Origin of the sequence: Novosphingobium sp. SG720, assembly GCF_012275365.1 — a bacterium.
In the GTDB taxonomy this organism is placed as follows: Bacteria; Pseudomonadota; Alphaproteobacteria; order Sphingomonadales; family Sphingomonadaceae; genus Novosphingobium; species Novosphingobium rhizosphaerae.
The window spans coordinates 222,339-247,390 of sequence record NZ_JAAZQN010000005.1; the positions used below are offsets into that span (position 1 = coordinate 222,339).

Genomic DNA, 25,052 nt, shown 5'->3' on the forward strand with positions numbered 1-25,052 from the left:
CAGGGCCGAAGTGGCCCAATCAGCCCTGCATCTGCTCCAGCGTCACGCCCTTGGTTTCGTTGACCATGGCGCGCACGAAGAAGAACGAGATCGCCGCCGCCGCGGCATAGAACGAATAGGTGATCGCCAGGCCCGGCGAGACGACCAGCGCCGGGAAGCTGACCGAAATCGCCGCATTGGCAATCCACTGGGCAAAGCCGGAAACCGCCAGGCCAGAGCCGCGGATCTGGTTGGGGAACATTTCGCCCAGCATGACCCACATGATCGGACCCCAGCTCATGTTGAAGAACACGACATAGGCATTCGCGGCAAACAGCGCGATCACGCCGTTGTGGCCGGGCAACGACACGCCGCCATCGGCGCCGTGCACCGCGGTGGAAAAGGCCCAGGCGACGATGCCCAGCGTCACGGCCATGCCGGCCGAGCCGGTCAGCAGCAACGGCTTGCGCCCGATGCGATCGACCAGCAGCAACGTGGCAAGGCACCCGGCGATGGAAACCACGCCCGACAGGATGTTGGTCTGCAGGGCATAGCTTTCGGAAAAGCCCACCGCCTGCCACAGCGTGGCGCCGTAATAGAACACCACGTTGATGCCGACGAGTTGCTGGAACACGGCCAGGCCGATCCCGGTCCACACGATCGGCCGGATGCGGCCGGTGGCGCGGTCGATCAGGTCAGACAACTTGGGACGGTGATGGTCAGCCGCCAGGCTGTCGCGGATTTCGGCGACCGTGCGCGTGGCGCTCGCCGCGCCGAGCAGGCGGGTGAGCACCGCTTGCGCGCCGGCTTCATCGCCCTTGGCCACCAGGTAGCGCGGGCTTTCGGGAATGCCGAGCAGCGCCAGGAAATAGATCGCCGCCGGCAGCGCCTGCAGCCAGAACATCCAGCGCCAGGCCGGCTGGCCCGCCCACAGGATCGCGGTCGATTCCCCGGCCACCTGGGCCAGAATGTAATTGACCACAAAGGCGCCAGTCAGCCCGGTGATGATCATCACCTGCTGCACGCTCGACAAACGGCCACGCACGTTGGCCGGCACCACTTCGGAAATATAGACCGGCGAGATCACGCTGGCCGCGCCCACGCCCAGCCCGCCGACGATGCGCGCGAGGATGAAGATCACCGAAGACCCGGCCGCGCCGGCCAGCAGCGCGCTGGCCAGGAACAGGATCGCCGCCAGCTTCATCACGCCGCGCCGGCCGATGCTGTCGGCCAGGCGCCCGGCCCCGAACGCGCCGATCGACGAACCGACGAGGATGGCGCCGACGTTCACGCCGATGCCCACCTTGCCCAGGTCGAACGCCGCCTCAAGCCCCTTTTGCGTACCGTTGATGACGCCGGAATCGTACCCGAACATGAACCCGCCGATCGTGGCCACGGCCACGATGGCACCGATCAGGCGCATGTTCACTGCGCCTCCTGCCGTATCTGTCATCCTTCCCTCTCCCACTTGTTCTTATACCTGCGCCAGATGGCAGGGCAGCCCGGCAACGCCGGGGTCGAAAGCAAACAAGGCCCCCGCCAGGGGCTGGGCCGCGCGCTCTGCCGCCCCCAGGCCCTTGGAAGCCGTGGTGGCATAAGCGGTGCGCAAGCCCGGCCCGCCGAACGCGATCTTGGTCACGTTGGCCACGGGAAATGGAACGGTGCCAATCAATTGACCCGCCGGGTCATAGCGGCGCACGCCCCAGCCAGCGAACAGGCCCACCCACAGGCAGCCCTCGGCATCTACCACCGGCCCATCGGGATAGCCCGCGCCATCCTCGATCTGCGCGAACAGGCGATTCTCCGTGACCACGCCATCGGCCACCGTGCTCGCCCAGATGCGGCGGCCCAGCGTATCGTGGTGATACAGCGTGGTGCCATCGGGCGAAAACGCCGGGCCATTGGTGATCGAAACGGGTGGCAGGCCGCTGTCCGCACAGCCTGCGCCGTGCAGCCGATAGATGCGCCCGGTATCGGCCGCTTCGGCATCGTCCATCGAACCCAGCCACACCGCGCCATCGGCGGCGACGGTCGCATCGTTCAGGCGATTGCCCGGCAGATGCGCTTCGGGAGCCGCGAGCAGGCTGAATGCCCCGCTCGCGGGATCGAAACGATGCACCCCGCTTTGCAGACCGGTCAGCATCGTGCCATCGGCGCAGGGCAGCACCCAGCCCACTTGCGCGGGCGCCGGCCAACTGGCGGTTGCCCCGGTTTCCGGCACGAAGCGATGGATCGCCGGTGCCTTGATATCGACGAACCACAGGGCCGAATCCTGGGCGTTTTCGCGCGCCACCCACACCGGACCTTCGCCCAGCGTGGCGCCCAGCGGCCAGACTGCCTCTGGTTTTGCGCCGGGAATGGTCAGCGCCATCCCGCGTCCACCCAATATTCGTGACCCGTGATCAGCCGCGCATCGTCCGAGGCCAGGAACAGCGCCAGGGCGGCGACGTCCGCCGGCACCAGCCGCCCATCCAGGCACTGCGAAGCCACGATCTCGGCCTCGCCCTCGGGCGTGTACCACTGTTCCTGGCGGGGCGTCTTGACGTTGCCGGGGATGATCGCGGTCACGCGGATATTGTCGCGGCCCAGTTCGCGGGCCAGGCCGCGCGTAAGCCCCTCGATCGCGGCCTTGGCGGTCTGGTAGATCACCAGATCGGGCAGGCCCAGGTGCCAGCTGATCGACCCCAGGTTGATCACCGCGCCCCCGCCCGCGCGCTTCATCGCCGGCACGGCGGCCTGCGTCACGAAGAACTGGTGCTTGAGATTGACCGCCATGCGCTCGTCCCAATAGGCGGGCGTCACTTCCTCCACGGCATGGCGATCATCGTTGCCGGCGTTGTTGATCACCACGTCGATGCCGCCCAGATGCGCTTCGGCGGCGCGCATCACGGCGGCAATCGCCTCGGCATCGCGCAAATCGCATTCCAGGAACAGCGGGGCGGGCGCATGGCTGTTGCCCAGGCGCGTTGCCACCGCGATGCCCTGTTCGGCCGCAATATCGCAAAATACCACATGCGCGCCCTGCGCCACGAAGGCCTCGACCAGCCCCTCGCCGATGCCGCTGCCGCCGCCGCTGATGAACACGCGCTTGCCCATCAGGCTGGGATAGATCGCGCGCTTGTCGCTGCCGTTCATTGCTCCGTTAAGGCCGCTCACGCCGTTTCCCCCAAGAGGCCCCGCGCGGCCAGGTTGGCGTAGAACGCGCCGATGCCCACGGTCCACGGTTCCGCCTGCGGACAGGTGACGACGGTGTTGACCAGCTTGCCCAGCCGCGGCGTGGCGATGGTGACCACGTCGCCCACTTTGTGGGTAAAGCCGCGGCCGGGATCGTCGCGATCCTGCACCGGGGCAAACAGCGTGCCCAGGAACAGGGCAAAGCCATCGGGATACTGATGCTCGCTCAAGGTCTGGCGCACCAGGTCGAGCGGATCGCGGCTGATCTCGTTCATGCTCGAATGGCCTTCCAGGCGATAGCCGTCGGTGCCCTCGATCACCAGGTCCACTTCGGCCTGGCGCACGTCATCAAGGGTAAACCCCTCGTCGAACAGGCGCACCAGCGGGCCGAGCGAGCAGGACGCGTTGTTGTCCTTGGCCTTGCCCAGCAAGAGCGCGCTGCGGCCCTCGATATCGCGCAAGTTGACGTCGTTGCCCAGCGTCGCGCCCACGACGGTGCCCGTGGCGTTGACCAGCAGGACCACTTCGGGTTCGGGATTGTTCCAGGTGGAATCGCTGCGCACGCCGATCGCCGCCAGCGGCCCTACGGTGGCCAGCACCGGCGCCTTGGTAAAGACTTCGGCATAGGGCCCGATCGCCACTTCCAGGTATTGCGACCACAGCACGTCTTCGATCAGCAAGGCCTTGAGCGCTTCGGCTTCGGCCGAACCGGGCACGACCGAACGGATCGAACCGCCCACGCGCTCTTCGATGCGGGCGCGAATTTCCAGCGCCTTGCTCGAGTCTCCGCGGGCGCGTTCCTCGATCACGCGTTCGAGCGTGGAGGTGGCAAACGTGACCCCGCAAGCCTTGACGCATTGCAGGTCCACCGGGCTCAGCAACGGCAGGTCGAGCGCATCGAGCCGGCCCAGCACAATGCCGGCACCGGGATCGAGCGGCAGCATTTCAACCAGTTGCGAAACGGTCGGCGCCACGGCTGCCATGTCATAGGCAATGCCGTCTTGCACCAGGATGGGGCTGGGCCCGGCCGGCGTTTGCACCCGCCCCAGAAACCGGCCCGATTCCCAATCGTCGGGCAACAGCGCTGTGATTGACGAAACCCCGTCCATTTTATCTCCCCCAACCGTCGGGCAATCGTTGACAAATTCTGATAGCGCTACCATCATGCAAACCCATCGGCTGTCAAGTGCTTTTGGCACGGCCGGGCAAACAACGATCCTGCCCGCGCAGGGCGAGGCCACAGTTGCCACCAGGGAGATGACGATGCCGCTTGCCGCACCGCTCGGGCTGTTCCACCACGCATGCCGCCGTGCCTTGCCACTGGCCATGGCAACCGCGCTGGCCGCAGGACTGGCCGCGCCATGCCCGGCCATCGCGCAGGGCAAAACGGCCGCACCGCTTCCCCATATCGAACGCACGAAATCCGGTGCGATGCTGGTGGTCGATGGCGCGCCGTTCCTGATGCTGGGGGCGCAAGCCAACAACTCCAGCAATTATCCCGCGCCGCTCAAGCAGGTCTGGCCCACGATCGATGCCATGTCCGCCAACACCCTGGAAATCCCCGTGGCGTGGGAACAGATCGAGCCGCGCGAAGGCCAGTTCGATTTTTCCTGGGTCGACCATCTGCTGGGCGAAGCGCGCCAGCATAACAAGCGCCTGGTCCTGCTGTGGTTTGCAACCTGGAAGAATACAGCGCCGGCCTATGCCCCCGAATGGGTCAAGCTCAACCCTGTGCGCTTTCCCCACATGCTCACCTCCAAGGGCGAGGTGCACTATGCGATGAGCCCGCTCGGCACCGAAACGCTCAAGGCCGATACCCGCGCTTTTGCCACCCTGATGCGCCATTTGCGCCAAGCCGATCCACAGAACACCGTGATCATGGTCCAGGTGGAAAACGAAGTGGGCAGCTATGGCAATGTGCGCGATTTTTCGCCCCAGGCGCAAAAGCTGTTCGATGGGCCGGCGCCAACCACCCTGCTCAAGCATTACGGCAAGCCGGCCGGGCAAAGCTGGGCCAAGGCCTTTGGCAGCGATGCCGACGAGTATTTCCAGGCCTGGTACGTGGCCAGCTACATCAACACCGTGGCGCTCGCCGGCAAGGCGGAAAAGGCATTGCCGATGTATGCCAATGCCGCCCTCGCCTCGGCTTTCGGCAGACAGGCGGCCACCACTTATTCCAGCGGTGGACCGGTCCACCATGTGATCGACATCTACAAGCTGGCAGCGCCCGCGCTCGATCTGGTGGCACCCGATATCTACAACCACGATGAAAAGGCCGTGGCCGCATACCTGGGCTTCTACGGGCGGCCGGATAATCCGCTGATGGTGCCCGAAATCGGCAATTCCACCGAATATGCCCGGTTCTTCTGGGATGCGCTGGGCAAGGGCACGATCGGCTTTTCGCCGTTCGGCATGGATCAGACCGGTTACTTCAACTATCCGCTCGGCGCCCGCGCGCTCGATGGTTCGCTCAACGGCTTTGCCCGCATCTATCGCCTGTTTGCGCCGATGCAGTCGGTCTGGGCCAAGGCCGGAGCGCAAGGCCTGGTGCGCGCCGCGGGTGAACCGATCGACCCGGCCGCCAAGCACACCCGTGAACTCACGCTTGGGCGCTACAAGGCGACGCTCGGCTTTGGCCAGCATCAGTTCGGGTTCGATCCCCCGGCCGGCAACACCCAGCCAACCGGCGGCGCTGCACTGGCGCAACTGGGGCCGGACGAGTTCCTGATCACCGGGTTCGATACCCGCGTCACCCTCGCCCTGGCCGATCCGGCACCGGGGGAATCGCTGCTGCTGCTGCGCGCCGAGGAAGGGCATTACGAGCCCGACGGTGAAGGCGGGCAACGCTGGGTGTTCGATCGGGTGTGGAATGGCGACCAGATCGACTATGGCTTCAATTTTTCCGGCCTGCCGCAGGTCTTGCGCGTGCGCTATGCCCGTATCAAGGGCAATGCGGTGATCCCGGTCGGCGCCGACCATTGAGCCATGGGAGGACCTGGCCGGCGACCCCAGGCCGGCCCGGCTCCCCTGCCCTTGCGCTTCAGGGCGCGGGCACCACGACCTGGCGCTGCGTGCCCAGCTTTTCGATGCCCAGTTCGATCACGTCCCCCGGCTGAAGGAACTTGGGCGGGGTCAAGCCCAGGCCAACCCCGGCAGGCGTGCCGGTGGTGATCACGTCGCCAGGCTGGAAGCTCATGAACTGTGACATGTAGCTGAGCACGAAGGCCGGCTGGTAGACCATCGTGCGGGTGGAACCATCCTGATAGCGGGTGCCGTTGACGTCGAGCCACATTACCAGCTGGCCAGGGTCACCCACTTCGTCGGCCGTGACCAGCCAGGGGCCGATCGGGCCAAAGCTGTCGCAACCCTTGCCTTTCATCCACTGGCCCTGGCGCTCAAGCTGGAAGGCCCGTTCCGATACGTCGTTGCACACGAAGTATCCGGCAATCGCCGCGCGGGCGGTGTCCTCGTCGGCATAGCTGACCGGGCTGCCCACGACGAAGGCGAGTTCCACTTCCCAATCCAGCTTGGTGCTGCCGCGCGGCTGGATTACCGGATCGTTCGGCCCGCAGATGGAGCTGGTGGCTTTCATGAACGCGACGGGTTCGGGTGGCACGGTGGCGCCGGTTTCGGCGGCGTGGTCGGAATAGTTGAGGCCGATGCACACGAACTTGCCGACCTTGGCCACGCAGGCGCCCAACCGCCCCGGCGCCGCCACCAGTGGCAGGTTGGCCGGATCGAGCGCGCGCAACCGATCCAGCGTGGCGGGATCGAGCGCGCTGCCGTCGATATCGGCAACATGGCCGCTCAAGTCGCGCACCGCACCTTCGGCATCGAGCAGACCCGGCCGTTCCGCCCCAGGGTTTCCATAGCGCAGCAATTTCATGATCGGTCCTTTTCCGGGAAACGGGGGGCCCGCAAGGCGGGCGGATCGCGCCGATGGCATCAGCTGTTCGACCAGCCACCATCGATGACGTGGCACTGCCCCGTGGTAAAGCCAGACGCATCGCTGGCAAGATAAAGTGCAAGCGCAGCAATCTCTTCCGGCCGGCCGATGCGCCCCATTGGCTGGCGCGCGGTAAAGGCTCGCATCGCCGCATCGAAATCACCACTGGCGGCCAGGCGCTGTTCGAGCGAGGGCGAATGGACCGTGCCAGGACAGATCGCGTTGCACCGCACCCCCTGCTGCACGAAATCCGCCGCGATTGCCTTGGTCAGGCCGATCACGGCAGCTTTCGACGCGCCATAGGCAAACCTATTGGGCACGCCGATCACCGAACTGGCCACTGAAGCCATGTTGATGATCGATCCGCCCCCGCGTGCGATCATGCCGGGCAAAAACGCCCGGATCAGCCGGAACATGGCGGTCACGTTCAATTCGAAGGCAAAGGCCCAATCCTCGTCACTGCAATCGAGCACGGTGCCGCCGTGCACCACGCCGGCGCAGTTGAAGACAATGTCGAAACCCTCTTCGGCGGCGGCGAGCGCCGCGATGGCAGCACGATCGGTCACATCGAGCACCTGTGTGCGGCACCCTGCTGCCAGCTCCGCCAGCGCCTGCGCATTGCGATCAAGCGCCAGGACTTGCGCGCCTGCATCGCGGAACGCTTCGGCGCTGGCGCGGCCGATGCCCTGCCCTGCGCCGGTGACGATGGCGCGCTTGCCGGAAAGGGTGAACGGTGTCGTCATGCGATGCTCCTGCTGGGATGGCGGTCGGCGGTCATGGGGCCAGCGCGCCCAGCACCACGCGCAACATCACCGGATGTTCGGGAAGATTGAGGCCATAATCGGTCTGGTCGCCATTCCAGGGACGCTGGCCCACCCAGTTGCCGCCGCTATCGAGCCGGCCCTCTTCGACCGAAAGGTATTGCCATGACGCGGCGTCTTGTGGCGCGCGGCGGGAAAAGCGCAGGCGTACATCGCTGCCCACCACGAGGAAGCTGTTGGCATCGAGCGGGAAAATCGCCGCGCCGCCCGTCGCGCGCCCTTGCGTGGGCGCTGGATCGGGATGGGCAAACGTCCAGCTTTCATCGCCGATCATCCAGCGATCGAATTGCACGGCCACTTGCCAATCGCCAAACGCGTGGGCCTGGTCCGCGCCATCGTCATCCTTGGCAGCACCCCACCCGGCATGGCGCGCGGCAAAGGCCGCCCAGCCCCGTGCCATCGGCGCCATGATGCGGAATTTGGCGGCAAAGGCACCGATCGTCGCGGCATCGAGCCGCTTGGCACCCAGCGGATAGTTGACATAGCCGGTGGCATCCATTCCGAACGGCGCGAACCCGATCGCGCCATGGGCCAGGGCCGGCCAGAAAAAGCGCGCATAGGCCGCATCGTTGCCGATTTCGGGGATCATCAGCGCGTTATCGGGCCGGGCATAGGTGGCAAGGTAAGCGCGCACTTGTGACCAATCGCGCGTGTAGATATCGGGCGCGACGAAATCGAGATGCGGCGCGGCCACTTTCCAGATCGGGATCATGTTCCAATCGGGTGACCCGCTCGAAATCCATTGCGGATCGACCGTCTTTGCGACGGGATCGCTGAGCGCGGCATTGCAATACATCGGCAGCGGCTTGATCGCCTTGCCCGCCGCCGCAATCGCATCGATATAGCGCGCGGTGTACCAGCTCATGAACGCCTGGTCCGCCAGTGGGCCGAACGCCTGCTGCCAGTTCCCCGATGACAGATGCATCGCCAGCCGCAAGGCAGCGGGCACCGGCTGGGCAAACAGTGTGTCGGCCGCCGGGCTGCGATCCCGCGCAATGCCAAAGGCGCCGGGCTCGTTTTCCACTTGCACCATCATCACCCTATGATCGCGATCATGCTGCGCCAGATGACGCATCACGGCCACGAACGCGGTGCGGTCGGCCGTCAGCGTGGTCTCGGCAAAGGGCGACAGCGCGGCGAGCGGGCGGCCCTGGGCATCGCGCTTGCGCGGAAAACGCGCCAGGTCGGTCTTGACCCATAGCGGCGTATAGCCCGGCCCACCGTTCTTCCACGTGCCGAACCACAAGAGCACCAACCGCACGTTGCGGGCGCGGGCCTGCGCGATCAGGCTATCGACGAAGGCGAAATCGAATTGCCCCTCGCGCGGTTCGATCTGCGCCCAGGCCACCGGCATTTCCAGCGTGTTGGCACCCAGTTCGGCCATGGTCTGCCAAACCTGTGGCAAGACGCTGGCGTGATTCGAAGAATTGTTGGCCTGCGCGCCCAGCATCAGGAACGGCGCACCATCCACCAGCAGCACCGGGCGCCCATCGGACGTGGCAACGCGCGGCAGCGGCGGCGGCGCCGGGCGCGCCAAGGCTGGCGCCGCAACTGCCGCCAACAGGATGGCCATCGCCGTGCGGCACGTTCCCCGGCCCATGCGTCAGGCCAGCGCGAGGCCGAATTCGGCGGCAATGGCGGCGCTGTGCTCGCCTACGCGGGGCGCGCCGCGCGCCGAACCCGGCCTTTGGCCATCGATCCGCATCGGGCTCGCCGTGGTCAGGATGCTGCGCCCGCGTCCGTTGATCGCCTGGAGCATGTCGAGCGCGCGAAAGCTTTCGGCGTCCAGCAATTGCTGCCAATCGAGCACGGCGGCCGTCCAGATGCCGGCCGGCTCCAGGATGGACAGCCATTCCTGCGTGGTGCGGCTGGCCAGCCGCGCGGCGATCCGGTCGAGCAGGGCGTCGCGACCATCGAAGCCATTGCCGGCATCCCCCAGGCCTGGCAGGTCGAGCAATTCGCCGATCCGTGCGAGCGGCGTCATAGCCAAGGCAAGATGCCCGTCGGCCGTGCGATAGACACCATAGGGCGCGGCAAGATAGGCATTGGCGCCGTGCGCAGCCGCCCGCGTGGGCAAGCGGCGCCCGTCGTTGAGATAAGTGGTCAAAAGCTCGAACTGGAAATCGACCAGCACTTCGAGCAGGCTGGTTTCGATCCGCCCGCCCAGCCCCGTGCGCGCGCGCCGTACCAGGAGCGCGAGAATACCCTTGGCCAGGACATGGCCAGCCAGCATGTCTGCCACCGAAAGCCCGATCGGCATCGGGCCGTGATCGGCGCTGCCGGTCAGCCACATCACGCCCGAGCGCGCCTGGGCCAGCAAGTCCTGGCCCGGCAGCGCCGCCCAAGGGCCGGCGCTGCCGAAGCCTGAAACGCTGGCATAGATCAGGCTGGGGTTGATCGCCTTGACGTCGTCATAGCCCAGGCCCAGCCGTTCGATCACGCCGGGCCGGAAGTTCTGGATGATCACGTCGGCCTGCGCCACCAGGCGGCGCAACTCGGCCAGTTGCCGCGAGTCCTTGAGGTCGACCGCAAGGCTTTCCTTGTTGCGATTGATGGCGTGGAACAGCGTGGAATCGCCGGCAATGTCGGTGTCGCTCAGATAGAGATCGCGGCACAAGTCGCCGCTTTGCGGCCGCTCTACCTTGATCACCCGCGCGCCCAGGTCCGCCAGTTGCAGGGCGGCCGATGGCCCGGCCAGGAACTGGGCCATGTCCAGCACCAGCAGATCGCTCAGCGGCCCCTGGTTGCCCGCAGACGGCGCGGTGTTCGTTGCCGTTTCCGCGTGGTTGAGCCGCTGTTCCAATCCCGTCCTCCAGTTCACTCATTGTTTACAGGCAAACATACAGTCTCTATATAAACATTCAATGCAATTTCTGATCTCCCCTCACGCTGCTTGCGCCGCCCTGCCGGATCGCACCGCCAGACCGCGCATCGGCACGTGCGCCGGCAGGCGATGATGGCACTTCGCTCGACCATGGGTTACGGAACCATCGAGATCGCCGGACCAGCCGCGGAGGGAGAGATGATGGTTGCCAATCCAGAGTCGGAAAGCTTGTCGGACAGCACCTTGTCGACCGACGAACGCCGGCGGAAATATGCCGTGCCTGCCCTTGAAAAGGGCCTGGATATCGTGGAGTATCTGGCCGACCAGGCGGTGCCGATGACCCAGTCGCAACTGGCGCGCGCGCTCAACCGCCAGCCCGGCGAACTTTTCCGCATGCTCGCCTGCCTGGAAGGGCGTGGCTATGTCCGTCGCGATCCCACCAATGGCGGCTATGCCCTCACGCTCAAGCTGTTCCAGCTGGCACGCATCCACTCACCCTACGAAACGCTGATTGCCGCGGCACGGCCGCTGATGCGCGCGCTGTCGGATGAAGTGCGCGAGAGCTGCCATCTGACCGTGCTGCAGGGCAGCCAGGTGCTGGTGCTGACCCAGGAGGAAAGCCCCAACCCGTTTCGCCTGTCGGTGGAAGTCGGCTCTACCCATTCCCCCTTGCGCACCAATTCCGGGCGCCTGCTGCTGGCCGGGCTGGCGCCGTCCGCACTCGACGCCTGGCTTGCCCATTCGCGCGAATGGCAGGCCACCGCGCCGGCCGCGCGGCAAGAGCTTTTGGCCCGCATCGAGGATGTGCGCCAGCGCGGCCATGCCCGGTCGCTGGGCGAACGCTTTCTGGGCGGGGCAGACATCGGCGTGCTGGTCGGCACACCGGGAGCTCCGCTCAACGCGGCCCTGACCATCGCCACGCTGATCGACGCCAATGGCGACGCGCGCCTCGACCCGCTGCTCGAACCGCTGGAGCGCACCGCCACGGCGATCGGCATGGCCGCAGGGCTGACGCTCGACGGCCTGCCGCGTGCCGGCAGTGCTGAACCGCCACCGCCAGCGACCAAGCCGTCCAAGACCCGCAAGACGTCAAAATAGGAGAGACCATGATCCCAAGGCCCATCGCCGCACTGGCCCTGCTGGGCGCGCCCCTGCTGCTGGCGGCCAGCCCGCCACCCCAGGCTGATTGGGCCGCCGGATGGTTCAGCGCGCCTTTCGCGCCGATTGCCGGCCAGCCGGGCGGCACGCCCGCGATCTTTGCCAACCAGACGGTGCGCCAGGTCTTGCGCGTCGATGCCGCGGGAAGCGCCATCCGCCTCAAGCTGACCAACGAACTGGGCATTTCGCCCATCCGCATCGCCGGCATCCACATTGCGCTGGTGGGGGCCGATGGGCACATCGCGGCGGGCAGCGATCACGCCGTCACCTTTGCCGGCGCGGCCGAAGCATGGATACCCACTGGCGCGCCGCTGGTCAGCGACACGGTGGATCTGCCGATCGCGGCGCTGCAACACATCGCGATCTCGGTCTATTACAAGGACAGCGCGATGCCGGCGGCGCACCATGCCGACCTGATCGTGGCGCCAGGAGAGCAGATGGCCGCGGATGCCATGGCCGGCGCCCGGCCGCTGCGCGGGCCGGCGGTGGTTTCGCAAGTGGAAGTGGCGCGTGCCGCGCATGGCCCGGTGATCGTGGCCTTTGGCGATTCGATCACCGAAGGCGCCGCATCGACGCCGGGCAAGGACATGAGTTGGCCCCAGCAGTTCGCGGCGCGCCTGGCGGCCGATCCGCGCTATCGCGGGTGGAGCGTGGTCAACGCCGGGATGAGCGGCAATCGCCTGCTGCACGAAGGGTTCGGCCTGCCCGCGCTGGCGCGGCTCGATCGCGATGCCCTGGCGGTGAGCGGCGTTACCCATATCGTGCTGCTGGAGGGGATCAACGATATCGGCTGGTGGAACAAGCCGGACAGCGACGCAACCGCCGAACGCGTGATCGCGGCCTATCGCCAAATCGTGATGCGCGCGCACGCACGCGGCATCAAGGTGATCGGCGGCACGATCCTGCCCTACAAGGGCGCGGTCTATTTCACCCCCGAAGGCGAAGCGATGCGCCAGGCGGTCAATGCCTTCATCCGCACCGGCGGCCTGTTTGACGGTGTGATCGATTTCGAAAAGGCTGCGGCCGATCCAACCGATCCGGCACGAATCGATCCCCGCCTTGAGCCAGGCGATCACCTTCACCCCAACGACGCCGGCTATGCCGCGCTGGCCGGCACCATCAGCCCATCGCTGTTCGAACCGGCGCGCCACTGATCGGCACGGCGGCCCGTGCGCTCAATCTGCCGCGCGGGCCGTCCAGCGGTAATGGCCCGAACCGAGCACGATCGCCGGGCCCGCCGCAAATCCTTTGACGCCGGGCACACGCGCCGGCGGACGGCCCTGTTCGCGCAGAGTGCCGGGCACCGCGCGTGCCAGCACCAGGTGCGCCTGCCGGCCGGCAGGCACCACCACCTCCACCGTCAAGATACCCGCCTCCTGCCGCCAGGCGCACGAAAGCACGCCTTCGCGCAGGCGGTGGCTGGCGGCGACGCTGCCCAGGCCCGGCAGGATCTGTGGCGCCACGCGCAACGCCGCAGCGTGTGTGCGACCATGATCGATATCGAGCCCGGCGAGCCGGCGATAGAACCAGTCCTCGGCCTGCCCCAGCATGAAATGGTTCAGCGATTTCGTCGGATTGGCGTCCCACGCCTCGGTCAGGGCGGTGGCGCCGCGCGCCAGTTGCATCGCGTATCCGGGGCGATCGCGGACCTTGAGCATAGCGAGGATCACATCGTCGCGCCCGGCGGCGGCGAGGGCATCGAGCACGTAGCGATAGCCGATGTCGCCCGCCGTCACGCCATTGCCCTCGCGCCGGATGGCTGCGATCAGCGCGGTCAGCGCGGCCTGGCGCTGCGCCGGGGGTACGAGATCGAGCGCCAGCGGCATGGCCTGCGCGGTCTGGCTGCCGCGTTCATAGCGGCCCGTGGCAGGATCGAGGAAACGGGCGTTGAACTGCCGCGTGACCCGCGCCGCCTGCGCCGCAAAATCGGCAGCCTGCGCACCCTGGCCAACCAGCGGTGCAATCCGCGCCATGGCCTGGAGGCAGGCAATCCGCGTGGCCGTGCCCACCAGTGCGCGCGAGGTCAGTTGCGCTTCGCCAGGCTCGTTGGGGCCAAGATCGTACCAGTCACCCATGCCGAAATCGACGATGCCGAAATCAACAGTGCCCTCAACCGCGCGCGCGGCGAGATAGGCGCAATAGCGCTGCGCCGCAGGCCAGGCGGCCGCCAGCAGCGTGGCATCGCCGCCAAGGCGATAGGCAGCCCAGGGTGCCAGCACGGCCGCGGCGCCCCATTCGGGCGAATTGCGCCAGACCTGATCCCGGCCCTGGTCATCCTGGAACGCGACATATTCAGGCGCGATGCCCGGCACCATGCCATCATCCTGCTGCGCCTCGGCAATATCGCACACCAGCTTGTCATAAAGCGGTGCGGCATCGCGGTTGTAGAGAACGGTCGGCGCGTTGAGATAGGTCTGCTCCAGCCAGCCAAGCTTTTCACGGTGCGGGCAATCGGTGAGGACCGAGACCATGTTGCTCGTTACCGCCTGGTCGATCAGGCCGTGAATGCCATTGAGCAGCCGATCATCGGTATGGAACTGGCCCACCCGAGCCAGATCGGCATGCAGCACCAAACCTTCCACCGCGCTGATCGCGGCGCGGGGCAAGCCACGCAGCTCCAGCCAGCGAAAGCCGTGATAGGTAAACAGCGGCTCGAAACGCTCGGGCCCACGACCGGCGCAGACAGAGGTGAACTGCACGCCGTTGCCCGGCCCGGCGTTGAAGCTGCGCTGGCTCACGCGGCCATGATCGTCCAGCGCTTCGCCCGGCACCACGGTCAGCGTGGCGCCGGCAGGCGCATCGACGACGATGCGCGGCCGGCCCGCAAAGTTCACGCCGAAATCGACCAGCACGACACCCGGCGCAATCTCGGCAATCGAAACGGGCGCCAGGCTGCGCGCCGCCACCACCGGCGGCACCATGCCTGCGCGCAAGGCACCGCCCGGCCCAGGCACCTGGTGCACCGGCTGCCAGCCGCGATCGTCGAAGCCGGGCTCCATCCAGCCCGGCGGCACCAGCCGCGCGTCCCAATCCTCGCCGCCATAGACCGAGGAGAAGCGGATCGGTCCTTCCAGCCAACGCCACAGCGCATCGCTGGTGACCTGTTCGACACGGCCGTCGGCGTGTTCGATGGTCATCGCCAGGATCGCCTTGGGTTGGCCGAAGCTGTCGAGAAACTTGGTATAGCGCCCGGTCTTTGCCTCCACGTTGTACATGCCGTTGCCCAGCATCATGGCAAGCACGTTCTCCCCGGCGGCAAGCAGCGCGGTTACGTCATAGGTGTCGTAAAGCACGCTGCGGCGATAGTTGCTCCATCCTGGCGCCAAGGCCGCCCGGCCCACGCGCTGGCCGTTGATGGCCAGGCCATATTGGCCAAGCCCGCAGACGGACACCACCGCCCGGCGCGGCGAAGCAGCCAGGCGAAACACGCGCCGCATGATCGGCAAGGGCCGTGCAGGCACCATGTCTGCGCGCGCCTGCCCCTGGCGATGGGGCGGCACGGCAACATCGGGCCTGGCCGCAATCCAGGCCGCCGGCCACTGCGAGGTGGCGAGCATGCCGGTGAGAAACGCCGCCGGGGCGCTCCATGGGCTTGGCCGGCCCGCCGCGTCATAGACGCGAACCGCCCACCAATAGGCGCGGTGGCTTTCCAGCGGCAGCGGCTGCGCGGGCAGCGCCAGGGTTTGGGGCCCCGCATTGGGCGCGCCGCACCACAGCGCGCCACGGCCGGCAGCAACGGCCGCGCGGTCGGTGCCGCCCACGATCTCGAACCCTGCCTGCACAAGGCCCCGCGCCCGCGCCTCGCGCGCCGCGAGCGCCCAGGAAAAGCGCGGACGCATCCGGTCGAGCCCGGATGGATCAACCAGCCCTTCGACCCGTAGGTCTTGCGCCCGGAGATCACCGGGCGGCGCCAGCCCGGCCCTTGAATGCGCGGCGGTGAACGGAAGCGCGCCCATGGTCGCCATCGCCGTGCGCCGGTCCAGCGCCATCAGGCGGGTATCTCCACCAACACTTCGGGGACGATCAGCACCGGTCCCGCCAGGCCCGCCGGCAACAGCGCGGCGTCTTGCGCAGGCAGCCAGTCCTTGGTGCCGCGCAGACGGGGATAGACCCAGGCAATGCGCTCTGCCTCGGGCAAGGCGCGATCACCGACCAGGCGATTGTGCCACACGTTGGTGACGGTAATGCCAATCGCATTGCGGCCCGGATGCAGGAAATCGGTGATGTCCAGCCGGAACGGAGCCATCCAGCGCACGCCGGCGCGGCGGCCGTTTACCGTCACCTCGGCTATCTCGTGTACCGTGCCAAGCTCAAGGATCAAGCGGCGATCGCGGGCAAACTGGCCGCGCGGCAGATCGACCTGCGTGACATAGCACCCCGATCCGGCATGAAACCGCACGCGGTCGGGGCCAAGGTCGCTCCACAGTGCGGGTTGGGCCAGGTCGATCCGGTCCGCAGGCGCCCGCCAACCGGCAAAGCGCAAAGTCCAGGGCTGATCCAGCAGGATCGACGGCAGTGCCGGCACCACCGGCGCCAGTGCGCGTCCATCGGAACGGCGCAAGGCCGCAATGCCGCCACCCGCCAGCGCAAGCCGCCCGGCCTGCCAGCACAGCCGCTGGCCACGATCGAGGTGCGCATCTGCCAGATGCGGCGCCATCCCCTGCTGGCCCAGCACGATGAAGCGGCTTTCGCCCGGCGCCAATCGCAAGGGCAGCACAGTGCGCGCAGCGTCCTGCCGCCAGACCGGCGCGGCCATGCGCTCGCCTTCCAGTGCATCCCAGATGGCCACGTGGCTGGCCTTGGCGCGCAGCGACAGATCGGTGTCCACCACCGCCGCGCCGGTATTGGCAACGAAATAAACGTCGCTCGCGCCGTCGCGCCGGTGGGTCCACTCCAGCCCTGCCGCATCCGGAGCCGCAAGGTCTGCGGCAATGCCCATATCTTGCAACACTTGTGCTGGCGTCTGGCCCCACACCACGCGCCCCGCGCCCAGCCGCGTTTCCCCCTGGTCGCTGCTGCCAGGCCATAGCCGTTTGCACAGGCTGGCAAACTGCCCGGCGTCCGGCTCCAGCCCCACCGGGCCAAGCGGCCTTGGCCCCAGCACCGTGGCGCCGGCCTGCACCAGCCGTTCCAACGCGGCCAGGAACACGCTGGAATAGCGCGCGCCGGTGCGCAGCACGAGCAGGCGATAGCGCATGCCACCGGGCAATACGATCGCACCGTCTTCCACGCCAGCCAGCCGCACCAGCGCGTCGCGGTTGATGGAATCATAGGCGATGCCATCGGGCAGCGGCCCATCGAGTTGATGGGGCAGCAACGCCCGGTTGGGCACTTCTTCGCCCGTGAACACCGCCACGTCGCTGATTGGCACACCGCGCTGCAACACCGCCTGGCAGCGCCGCAGGTAATCAAACCAACCGTGCGCCTGGGCCCACCAGGTCTGCGTGCGGCTGAACACCGTGCCGATGCCGTTGAGCGTCATGCCCGGCGCGCGATCGAGAAACGGCTGCGCGGTATAGACGTGCAGCATGAAGCGATTGATGCCCCGGCAATAATGCCTGTCACCCAGCGGCTTGAGCATCGCGGGATGTTCGTCCCAGCGGATGTCGTTTTCAGTGAAGCTTTCCGTGGCGATGATGCGCTTGCCATAGATGCGGCCACCCGAAACGGCGTCCGCCACGTCGGTCGGCTTGTCGTTGCGCGGCGTGCGCAGCCAGAATTCGCCCATCGGCACGTCGGTCGCCTCGGCCCAGCGCAAGCCGTCGACCGCATACGTCGGGCTGGCCGGCTCCCCACTGAACCGACAGCCACGTGCATGGGCAAGGCTCGCCACCGTGGCGAAGAATTCGCTTTGCGTAAGATCGGCCACGGTCTGGCGGAAATCGTGCAGCACCGCTTCGCTGCGCGCCGCGCTCGCCACCGGCACCCCGGCCAACACCGGCAACCAGCGCATCAGGGTATAACCGCGCAGCGCCTGGAACCGATCGGGGAAATCGGCAGTCCAGTTCTGCCCGCTCGCCTCCCAGCTATCGACGTGCACAGTGTCGAGCACTTTGCCAGCCCGCGCCGGGCCGATGCGATCGAGCGCCGCCCCGAACCAGCGATCGAACTGCATGGTAACCGCGTTGCGGTTGAACCGGTCCACTTCCAATCCTTGCGCGCCGCCGGCCGCGGAATTCTCGCGGCCATTGCTGGTGTGCCCCAGGCGCAGAATCCGCCAACGTCCCGGTGGCGGCGTCCAATCCAGGGTGCCGTCTGGCGCCATGCGATCGCTGAGATCTACGATCGTGGCCGGATCGACGCACACCGCATCGGGCACGTCGCGCGCATCGGTGCGGCGGCTGATCGACCATTGCGCCGCCGTCTTGCCCACGATCTGGTGGATTTCCGGGCGCGCCGAAAGCTCCAGGCTGAACAGACGCAGGCGCACGTCCTGGCCGAAATCGTAATTCTCGAAATAGGGGCCCGGTGCCTGCGGTTCGTGGCGGAAACGGAAGATCTTCGCGGTGGTTTCGGGCAGCGCGTGGGTCAGCGTGGTAAGGTCGGTCTGCCAGCCGTGTTGCGGATATTCGAGGCGACCGACCGGGCGGAACGCCACGCCATCGTCGCTCGCTTCAACCCAAAGCGAATTGGCCGCGCGATAGACACCGGGCGAATAGCCCCACGGCGATGGCGTCCGCACAGTGACGGAGCGCAATGTAAAGGGCCGGTCGAAAGCGAAATCGACGTGCCCGGCCTCGGTCGTGTCGAAAATATCCTTGTCGTTGCCAGGATCCAGGATGCGCGACAGGTCTGGCCCGGCCAGCGGCAGGTCTGCGCGCACGCGCGGCTTGCGGGTGATACTGCTTTCGTCCAGCGCCTCGGGCCAGGGAAAGGCCAGCACGGCGACGTCGCGATACCAGTTGCGGCGCATCGGCGGCGGCGCCAACCGGATCGCCTGCTGCCGGCCGATCGCGCGCGCTTCGGAGAACGTCAGCACCTGCATCGACAGATCGGGCGTGATCCAGGGCCCGCTCGCCGTGGCCCAGCCATCGCAGATATTGAGCGAAAGGGTGATGCCCAGCCGCTCGGCCTGCGCCACGGCATGGTCGATCAAGCCCCACCATTGCGGGGTCAGGGCATCGGCGGGAGGATCGACTAGCGGCGGCTTGGGCGATGCGCCAATGGCAAAGACCATCGCGGTGGAAATACCGTTGGCGTGCATCGCTTCAAGATCGGCAGTGATGCCTGCGCTGGTCACCGCGCCGTCCAGCCAGTACCAATAGACGCCCGGCCCCGCCTCGCGCGGGGGGGTATCAAAGGCTCTGGCCCAATCGCCGGCCGGCGCTGCCGCATCGTCGCCCGCCTTGGCCGGTACGGCATGGCTTGTGCCCGCATAAAGCAACGCCGCCGATCCACCCACCAGGGCAGACCGGCGATCCAGGTTGATACCGCGCCCTGGGTTCTGGAATTCAGGCGTTGCTGACATGAATTGCCTTTGTCTGGGCCAAAGCTCGTGCGCCTGCCGGCGCTCCGCACGGGCAGGCTCTCATGGCGAAAGCCTGCCCGATAGAGGTGCGCATCACAACTTGAAGCGAACCCCGAAGATGATCTGGCGATCGTCGATCTGGGTTTCGTGCGGCCGGCTGTCGATATTGTTGTAATAGGACCGGCGGATCACGCGGGTAAGGTTGTTGCCTTCCAGGCTGATCGTCACGCGGGGCGTCACGTCATAACCGATCGAAGCGGCCAGCCAGCCATAGCCGCGCCGGAAGCTGGGCTGCCCCACCCCATTGAACAGATAGGTGCTGTCGAAATAGGTGCTACGCCAGTTATAAGCGACGCGGGCGGAAACGCCATATTTCTCGTACATCCCCACCAAGTTGTAGGTGTGCTTGGACAGGCCCTGCAATGGCGTGGTCTGCCCCACGATCGACGAGGTCGTCTTGCTGTCGACATAAGTATAGTTGGCCTGGAGACCCAGACCCGACAGCGCGCCAGGCAGGAAATCGAAGAACTGCTGGTAGCCCACTTCGGCGCCCTTGATCTCGCCACCCTGGTTGTTGTCAGGTCGGCTGATCGTATAAGTGATGCCGTCATAGACTTCGACCGACGGATTGACCGAGATGAAGTTGCGCACTTTCTTGTAGAACAGTGCGCCGTAGAGCGAGGAGCCGCGCGCGAAATAGTATTCTAGCGAGGCGTCGAGCTGGTCGGCCTTGAGCGGCTTGAGATAGGGATTGCCGGCCGATCCGTTCTGCTGCACCGAATTGAGCGTGAGCGAGGGCGAAAGATCGCTGAAGTTGGGCCGTGTGACCACTTTCGACGCGGCCAGCCGCAGCTTGAGCTTGTCGGTCAGGTTGAAGCGGATATTGGCCGAAGGCAGGAAATCGTCGTAGCTGGAATTGACCGAGATCGGCCCGACCCCGCCGCCCGAAAGCGTGCGATTGCCATTGAGCGCGGTCTGCGTGTGCACATAGCGCAGGCCGACATTGCCATCGACTAGGCCATTGGGCGTCCCAAAGCGCGCCATGGCATACAGCGCCGTGGTCTTTTCCGTGACACGGTAAAACGCCAGCGGCCCATCGACCGGATCGGTGGCGGTAAAGCCCAGCGCCGTCTGCACTTCGCTCAGGTGATCGCGCAGCATGGGCACGGGGATGACCAAGTAGTTCGAGAGCAGCGGCGTGCCCTGCGAGGCGCGACTGAAGAAATCGCTGGCAGGGTTAGCCGCCAGGATCGACGGAGCCGCCGTGCCCGGTGCGCCGCTGAACAGGAAGAAGCTGGTCTGGTTGGATTGCGCCGAGCGGTTGCCATAGCGGAAACCGACATCGATCGCCTTGAGGAAGCCACCATCCACGGCATAGGACGCATCGAGCGTACCGGCGAACTGGTCAGCCTTATTTTGCGTGCCCTGGTAGAGCAGGAACTGGAAATTGGTGTTGGACTGGCTGAGCAGGTCATAGCCATTGGCGCTCGAACCGGGCACGAACGCGGTGTTGTCCACCGAGAAGCGCGGGATCGTGGCGCCGGTGAAGCCGCTGTTGAACACCACGGAACCGGTGGCCTTGGTATAGCTGATGTCGGTCGACACGGTCAGCTTGTCGTTGGTCCATTTGCCGCCGCCAGCAAACTGCGTCATGCGGTCGCGCGTGTCATAGGCATAGGACAGCACGGTGAGCGGGGCGTTGAGATAGGTCGCCTTGGTCACATCGCCATTGGCCGCCACGGTGGCGCCCGGTTCCGCCGTCAGCCCGCCCAGGCCCACTGAACCGCCGTAATTGTCGTTGAGATTGTTGAAGCGGGCATATTGCCCTTCGAAATAGATTTCGAGATTGGGTGACGGCTTCCACTGCAACGTTCCGCTGATGCCCAGGCGCCGACGATCGCCGTAAGGCGTCACATCATAGGCGCCGTTGGGGGCAACCACTGTCTGGCCCGGCACGATCGTGGTGCTGCTGGCCGGCGTGCCGGTGGAAATGAGGTCGGAACGGAACTTGCGCTGCTGGTACGATACGCTGACCAGGGCGCCGATCTCGCCCGCGCCGGTGTCCCAGCGATCGGCGATCAGGCCCGATATGGCTGGGGTCAGTTCCTTGGCGAGATCGGAATAGATGCCGCGCACGTTGCCGGCCACGGTCAACCCCTTGAAATCGAGCGGACGGCGCGTGCGCAGGTCGATCAACCCGCCCAGCCCGCCTTCGATGAGATTGGCCGAGGGCGACTTGTAGACGTCCAGCCCGGCCAGCAGTTCGGCGGGGATATCCTGTAGGTTGAGGCCGCGCGAACCCTGCGCGGTAAAGATCTCACGCCCGTTCAGCGTGGTGTTCACCTGGGCGAGGCCGCGCACGTAGACGGTCGAACCTTCGCCGTAATCGCGCTCGATCTGTACGCCGGTCACGCGCTGCAGGGCATCGGTGGTGTTCTGGTCAGGCAGCTTGCCGATATCTTCGGCCACGATCGAATCCACGATCTGGCTCGCGTTGGCCTTGCGTTCCTGCGCGCTGCGCAAGCTGGCGCGCACGCCGGTGACCACAATGCCGCTATCGTCGGTGTTCAAAGCAGCGGCAGTGGCATCGGTGGCCGTGCCCGCCGCGGTCTGCGCCAGGGCTGATGCGCTTGGCACGATCAGCGCACCAAGCGCCGCGGTGCAGAGATAGGCTCCCACGTTCTTCATTGCATAACCTCCCCATTGTCCCAAACTTGTGTCAGCTTGTGGTGTTCGATGGCCCCGTCAGGTCTGCTTCGAGGGCGTGAATTCGATGCGCAGCGCATAAGGCATGGCGGGCTTTGCCGAGGTGGCCGGCAAGGTCAGGTGCAGCCCGTCCTTTTCCTGGTGCCAGGCGACCGGTGCCTCGCTGCCGAGCAGGCGCACGGACGCGATCGGCGGTGCATAAGGGTTGCCGGCATAGAGCACGCCGATGCGCACCTTGCCATCGGCCGGATGCGCCAGGCCCAGGGCATAGAGCCGCCCGGCGCGCGTGGTGAAGCGGATGTCCGCCGGCGTATAGGCAGGATCGCCGCCTTCCTGGAGCGAGCCGACAGCGTTGCGCGTAGGCCCTTCGCCAAACATCACCCAGGGCCGCGTGCCATAGATCGCCTCGCCATTGACGGCGAGCCAGCCACCGATCTCGTTGAGCACTTTGGTGGCTTGGTCAGGGATCGTGCCATCGGCCTTGGGGCCGACATTGAGCAACAGGTTGCCGTTCTTGGACACCACGTCCACCAGCGTCGCCACCAGGCTGGACGCGGTGCGATAATTGTCGTTCTCGACATAGCCCCAGCTCTTGATGCTGATCGAAGTGTCGGTCTGCCAGGGCAGCAGCCGCAGCGCATCGAGGCGGCCGCGCTCGATATCGAACAGCGCCGAACCGGCCGGAAACGCTTCTTCCTTGTAACTCAGCACCGGCCCCACGCCGCGTCGCGCCGCGCTATCATAGTAATAGGCCGCCAGCCGTTGCAGATAAGGCGTGAAAGCCGGCTGGTTGATCCACCAATCGAGATAGACGAATTCGGGATTGTACTTCTCGATCGCTTCGCCGGTTCGGGCAAGCCAATCATCGAGAAACGCTTTGGACGGCGGATTCCACTGCTCCAGGTGGTTGGGATCGGGCTCCACGCCCGGATCGGCCCCGGCCAGGGTGCGCGAGGCGGCGGGGCCATAGAGGTCGGCATAGGCCGGGTTCCACACGTCGCTGCCGGCCGGCGCCTGGCCATACCACCACCAGTGTTCCGCCCGGTGTGACGACAGGCCGAAATGCAGGTCGGCCGCACGGGCCGCCTTGGCCAGTTCGCCCACCACGTCGCGCTGCGGGCCCATCGCCGCCGCGTTCCAGCGGTTGATGGCCGAACCATACATCGAAAATCCGTCGCAGTGTTCGGCAACCGGCACGACATAGCGGGCGCCCGCCCGCTTGAACAACGCGACCCATGCGGCGGGATCGAAGCGCTGCCCGCGAAACTGCGGGATGAAATCCTTGTATCCGGTCACTGTCTGGTCACCGAACACGCTGCGCTGGTGCGCGAAATCGGCGTGCCCGGGCACATACATATTGCGCGAGTACCATTCGCTGCCGGACGCAGGCACGGCATAGACGCCCCAATGGACGAATATGCCGAACTTGGCATCACGGTACCATTCCGGCACGCGATACGCAGCCAAGGACTGCCAGTCCGCCTTGAACGTGCCCTTTGCCACTTCCCGATCCATGCGCGCGATTTGCGCCGCTGCCGCCTTGGGATCGGACGAAATCCCCGGCTGCGCCTGTGCCGGCGCGGCCAAGGCACATCCCCCGGCAAGCGCGGACACCAGCATGATGCGAGAGAGACCCTTCATGGCCGTAGCCATATCCTCAATCCTTTCGTCGCCCCTCTGCGCGGGCTGTGGACTATTTGGCAGATTGTTCGTATATGAACAAGATGTTTTTTACCGAACACACATTCACACGTTGCCAAACGTTACCGCAGGCTTTGCGCAAAGCGGTGATTGAGCGCGCGAACCAGCGATTCGGCGGGCTGTTTGCCGGCGATGGCGGCCATGATCAGGCCCGACGCCTCGTCCTGGAACGGCATGTATCCGGGGTGGCGCGGGCGTATCCACGCGTGGTCGAGCGTGGCCCGAGTCGCCCGGTAGAAATCCCGCGTCGCCGCGTTGGCCCAACCATCGTCCCAGGCCCGGGCGTGTGCCGGCTGGCCACCGCAAGTGGCAATGATGCCGGCCTGAACGGGCCCGCTTGCCAGCCAGCGCGCGAACGCCATCGCTCCTGCAGGATCGGCACTCAGGCGGGACACGGCAATCCCGGTGCCACCCAGAACCGAGCCGGTCGGCACGGCGCCGGCGATCGGTGCCAGATCGGCAAATGCCAGTCGAACCGGGCGAAAATCCGCCTCGGCATAGCTGACATAGCCGTAGATCAGCGGCGCGGCGACGAGCGGGGAATCCGGGTGAGCCATATCCTCCAGCACCGCAATGGGATCGCTCTGGTCCGCGCCGGGCGCCACGCGCTCCGCCAGGGCATAGAGGTGCTCCACCGCGCGCACCGCCGCTTGCGGAAACAGCACGCGCGGCTCTGGCCGCAAGGCGATGCCCATCAGGCCGCAAAGCGTCATCAGGCTCATCAGGCTGTGCGGCGCGCGCAGCGGCAGGCCGATCTGGCCTGCTTCGGCATGGCGCAACACGCTGTCCCAATCGCGCAAGGGCGCCGCGATCCGTTCCGGTACCCAGGCCTGCACTTGCGCCGCCGCATCGATGGGCAGCGCCCATTGCCACCCATCCCAGGCATAGCTTTCGTAAGAGCCGCCGACGCTGCCGGCGGCAGCGTCGGCATCACCGCCATCGAACGGCAGCAGCGCGCCAGATTGCGCCGCGATGCCGACGTGGGGGTGATCGATCACCACCAGGTCATACGCCTGCGCCAGGTCTTCAACCGGATGGGTTTCGAAATCCTGGAGGGAGCGCCGTTCCCACGTGATCGCCACGCCAGTCTTGCGCGCCCATTCGCGCGATGCGGCCACCAGCGGTTCGAACCCGCGCGCGTGGTCCCAGGTCATGCCTTTCATCCCATCCTCCTGCTCGATGTTGCCATCAACAACACTGGTTGACTCGCGATATGCTACAGCATATTCATAATATAAATATTATAAAAATGACAAAATAGATTTCGGAGAGGGT

The 25,052-nt window shown here is 66.2% G+C and carries 16 protein-coding genes; 3 read left to right on the forward strand and 13 right to left on the reverse strand.

Annotation, left to right across the window (positions count from 1 at the left end):
* Positions 1-19: 19 nt before the first annotated feature.
* The 4 genes from FHW94_RS17790 to FHW94_RS17805 are packed head-to-tail and all read right to left on the reverse strand — an operon-like array spanning position 20 to position 4,262.
* On the reverse strand, positions 20-1,432 hold the full coding sequence (locus FHW94_RS17790) for a sugar porter family MFS transporter (RefSeq protein WP_168557162.1): 1,413 nt from the start codon (positions 1,430-1,432) through the stop codon (positions 20-22).
* Between the two features lie 21 nt (positions 1,433-1,453).
* A complete protein-coding gene (locus FHW94_RS17795; protein ID WP_210425736.1) occupies positions 1,454-2,350 on the reverse strand; it encodes an SMP-30/gluconolactonase/LRE family protein in 897 nt (298 codons plus the stop codon).
* Entirely contained in the window at positions 2,341-3,114 is a 774-nt protein-coding gene (locus FHW94_RS17800) for an SDR family oxidoreductase (protein ID WP_168557305.1), read from the reverse strand. Before FHW94_RS17800 ends, FHW94_RS17795 begins: the two co-directional genes overlap by 10 nt.
* 17 nt (positions 3,115-3,131) lie before the next feature.
* Positions 3,132-4,262 carry a fumarylacetoacetate hydrolase family protein gene (locus tag FHW94_RS17805; RefSeq protein WP_168557163.1) on the reverse strand — a complete coding sequence of 377 codons (1,131 nt, stop codon included), beginning with the start codon at positions 4,260-4,262 and terminating at the stop codon, positions 3,132-3,134.
* A gap of 154 nt (positions 4,263-4,416) precedes the next feature.
* Here FHW94_RS17805 and FHW94_RS17810 point away from each other — a divergent pair, with 154 nt between their 5' ends.
* Positions 4,417-6,135 (forward strand): DUF5597 domain-containing protein, encoded by a 1,719-nt coding sequence (locus tag FHW94_RS17810; RefSeq protein ID WP_210425737.1) that lies wholly within the window; start codon positions 4,417-4,419, stop codon positions 6,133-6,135.
* A 58-nt stretch (positions 6,136-6,193) separates the two neighbouring features.
* Here the strand turns inward: FHW94_RS17810 and FHW94_RS17815 are convergent, their stop codons facing one another.
* Genes FHW94_RS17815 through FHW94_RS17830 form a run of 4 tightly spaced genes read right to left on the reverse strand, consistent with a single transcriptional unit; the run spans position 6,194 to position 10,723 of the window.
* Positions 6,194-7,039: a fumarylacetoacetate hydrolase family protein gene (locus tag FHW94_RS17815; RefSeq protein WP_168557164.1), complete on the reverse strand. Its 846-nt coding sequence runs from the start codon at positions 7,037-7,039 to the stop codon at positions 6,194-6,196.
* 59 nt (positions 7,040-7,098) lie between these two features.
* The gene (locus FHW94_RS17820; RefSeq protein ID WP_168557165.1) at positions 7,099-7,842 is read right to left on the reverse strand and encodes an SDR family oxidoreductase; all 744 of its coding nucleotides are present in this window, start codon (positions 7,840-7,842) and stop codon (positions 7,099-7,101) included.
* A 31-nt stretch (positions 7,843-7,873) separates the two neighbouring features.
* Entirely contained in the window at positions 7,874-9,493 is a 1,620-nt protein-coding gene (locus FHW94_RS17825) for a DUF5597 domain-containing protein (protein ID WP_168557166.1), read from the reverse strand.
* Between the two features lie 30 nt (positions 9,494-9,523).
* A complete protein-coding gene (locus tag FHW94_RS17830; RefSeq protein ID WP_246866236.1) occupies positions 9,524-10,723 on the reverse strand; it encodes a CaiB/BaiF CoA-transferase family protein in 1,200 nt (399 codons plus the stop codon).
* A 171-nt stretch (positions 10,724-10,894) separates the two neighbouring features.
* Here FHW94_RS17830 and FHW94_RS17835 point away from each other — a divergent pair, with 171 nt between their 5' ends.
* Positions 10,895-11,842 (forward strand): IclR family transcriptional regulator, encoded by a 948-nt coding sequence (locus FHW94_RS17835; RefSeq protein WP_168557167.1) that lies wholly within the window; start codon positions 10,895-10,897, stop codon positions 11,840-11,842.
* A gap of 8 nt (positions 11,843-11,850) precedes the next feature.
* Positions 11,851-13,056 (forward strand): SGNH/GDSL hydrolase family protein, encoded by a 1,206-nt coding sequence (locus FHW94_RS17840; protein ID WP_168557168.1) that lies wholly within the window; start codon positions 11,851-11,853, stop codon positions 13,054-13,056.
* Positions 13,057-13,077: 21 nt separating this feature from the next.
* On the opposite strand, the gene FHW94_RS17845 is transcribed toward FHW94_RS17840, so the two are convergent.
* From FHW94_RS17845 to FHW94_RS17865, 5 genes are all read right to left on the reverse strand, one after another.
* Positions 13,078-15,891 (reverse strand): family 78 glycoside hydrolase catalytic domain, encoded by a 2,814-nt coding sequence (locus FHW94_RS17845; protein ID WP_168557169.1) that lies wholly within the window; start codon positions 15,889-15,891, stop codon positions 13,078-13,080.
* The gene (locus tag FHW94_RS17850) at positions 15,891-19,370 is read right to left on the reverse strand and encodes a glycosyl hydrolase (protein ID WP_168557170.1); all 3,480 of its coding nucleotides are present in this window, start codon (positions 19,368-19,370) and stop codon (positions 15,891-15,893) included. Before FHW94_RS17850 ends, FHW94_RS17845 begins: the two co-directional genes overlap by 1 nt.
* Before the next feature lie 93 nt (positions 19,371-19,463).
* Entirely contained in the window at positions 19,464-22,058 is a 2,595-nt protein-coding gene (locus FHW94_RS17855; protein WP_168557171.1) for a TonB-dependent receptor, read from the reverse strand.
* 57 nt (positions 22,059-22,115) lie between these two features.
* A complete protein-coding gene (locus FHW94_RS17860) occupies positions 22,116-23,717 on the reverse strand; it encodes an alpha-L-fucosidase (protein ID WP_246866237.1) in 1,602 nt (533 codons plus the stop codon).
* A 122-nt stretch (positions 23,718-23,839) separates the two neighbouring features.
* Positions 23,840-24,931, reverse strand: a complete 1,092-nt coding sequence (locus tag FHW94_RS17865; protein WP_246866238.1) for an extracellular solute-binding protein — start codon at positions 24,929-24,931, stop codon at positions 23,840-23,842.
* Between the last annotated feature and the right edge of the window lie 121 nt (positions 24,932-25,052).

Coding starts and splice junctions, on each gene's coding strand:
- FHW94_RS17790 (WP_168557162.1), bottom strand. CDS start 1,432: ATGACAGATACGGCAGGAGGCGCAGTGAACATGCGCCTGATCGGTGCC.
- FHW94_RS17795 (WP_210425736.1), bottom strand. CDS start 2,350: ATGGCGCTGACCATTCCCGGCGCAAAACCAGAGGCAGTCTGGCCGCTG.
- FHW94_RS17800 (WP_168557305.1), bottom strand. CDS start 3,114: ATGAACGGCAGCGACAAGCGCGCGATCTATCCCAGCCTGATGGGCAAG.
- FHW94_RS17805 (WP_168557163.1), bottom strand. CDS start 4,262: ATGGACGGGGTTTCGTCAATCACAGCGCTGTTGCCCGACGATTGGGAA.
- FHW94_RS17810 (WP_210425737.1), top strand. CDS start 4,417: ATGCCGCTTGCCGCACCGCTCGGGCTGTTCCACCACGCATGCCGCCGT.
- FHW94_RS17815 (WP_168557164.1), bottom strand. CDS start 7,039: ATGAAATTGCTGCGCTATGGAAACCCTGGGGCGGAACGGCCGGGTCTG.
- FHW94_RS17820 (WP_168557165.1), bottom strand. CDS start 7,842: ATGACGACACCGTTCACCCTTTCCGGCAAGCGCGCCATCGTCACCGGC.
- FHW94_RS17825 (WP_168557166.1), bottom strand. CDS start 9,493: ATGGCCATCCTGTTGGCGGCAGTTGCGGCGCCAGCCTTGGCGCGCCCG.
- FHW94_RS17835 (WP_168557167.1), top strand. CDS start 10,895: ATGGGTTACGGAACCATCGAGATCGCCGGACCAGCCGCGGAGGGAGAG.
- FHW94_RS17840 (WP_168557168.1), top strand. CDS start 11,851: ATGATCCCAAGGCCCATCGCCGCACTGGCCCTGCTGGGCGCGCCCCTG.
- FHW94_RS17845 (WP_168557169.1), bottom strand. CDS start 15,891: ATGGCGCTGGACCGGCGCACGGCGATGGCGACCATGGGCGCGCTTCCG.
- FHW94_RS17850 (WP_168557170.1), bottom strand. CDS start 19,370: ATGTCAGCAACGCCTGAATTCCAGAACCCAGGGCGCGGTATCAACCTG.
- FHW94_RS17855 (WP_168557171.1), bottom strand. CDS start 22,058: ATGAAGAACGTGGGAGCCTATCTCTGCACCGCGGCGCTTGGTGCGCTG.
- FHW94_RS17860 (WP_246866237.1), bottom strand. CDS start 23,717: ATGAAGGGTCTCTCTCGCATCATGCTGGTGTCCGCGCTTGCCGGGGGA.
- FHW94_RS17865 (WP_246866238.1), bottom strand. CDS start 24,931: ATGACCTGGGACCACGCGCGCGGGTTCGAACCGCTGGTGGCCGCATCG.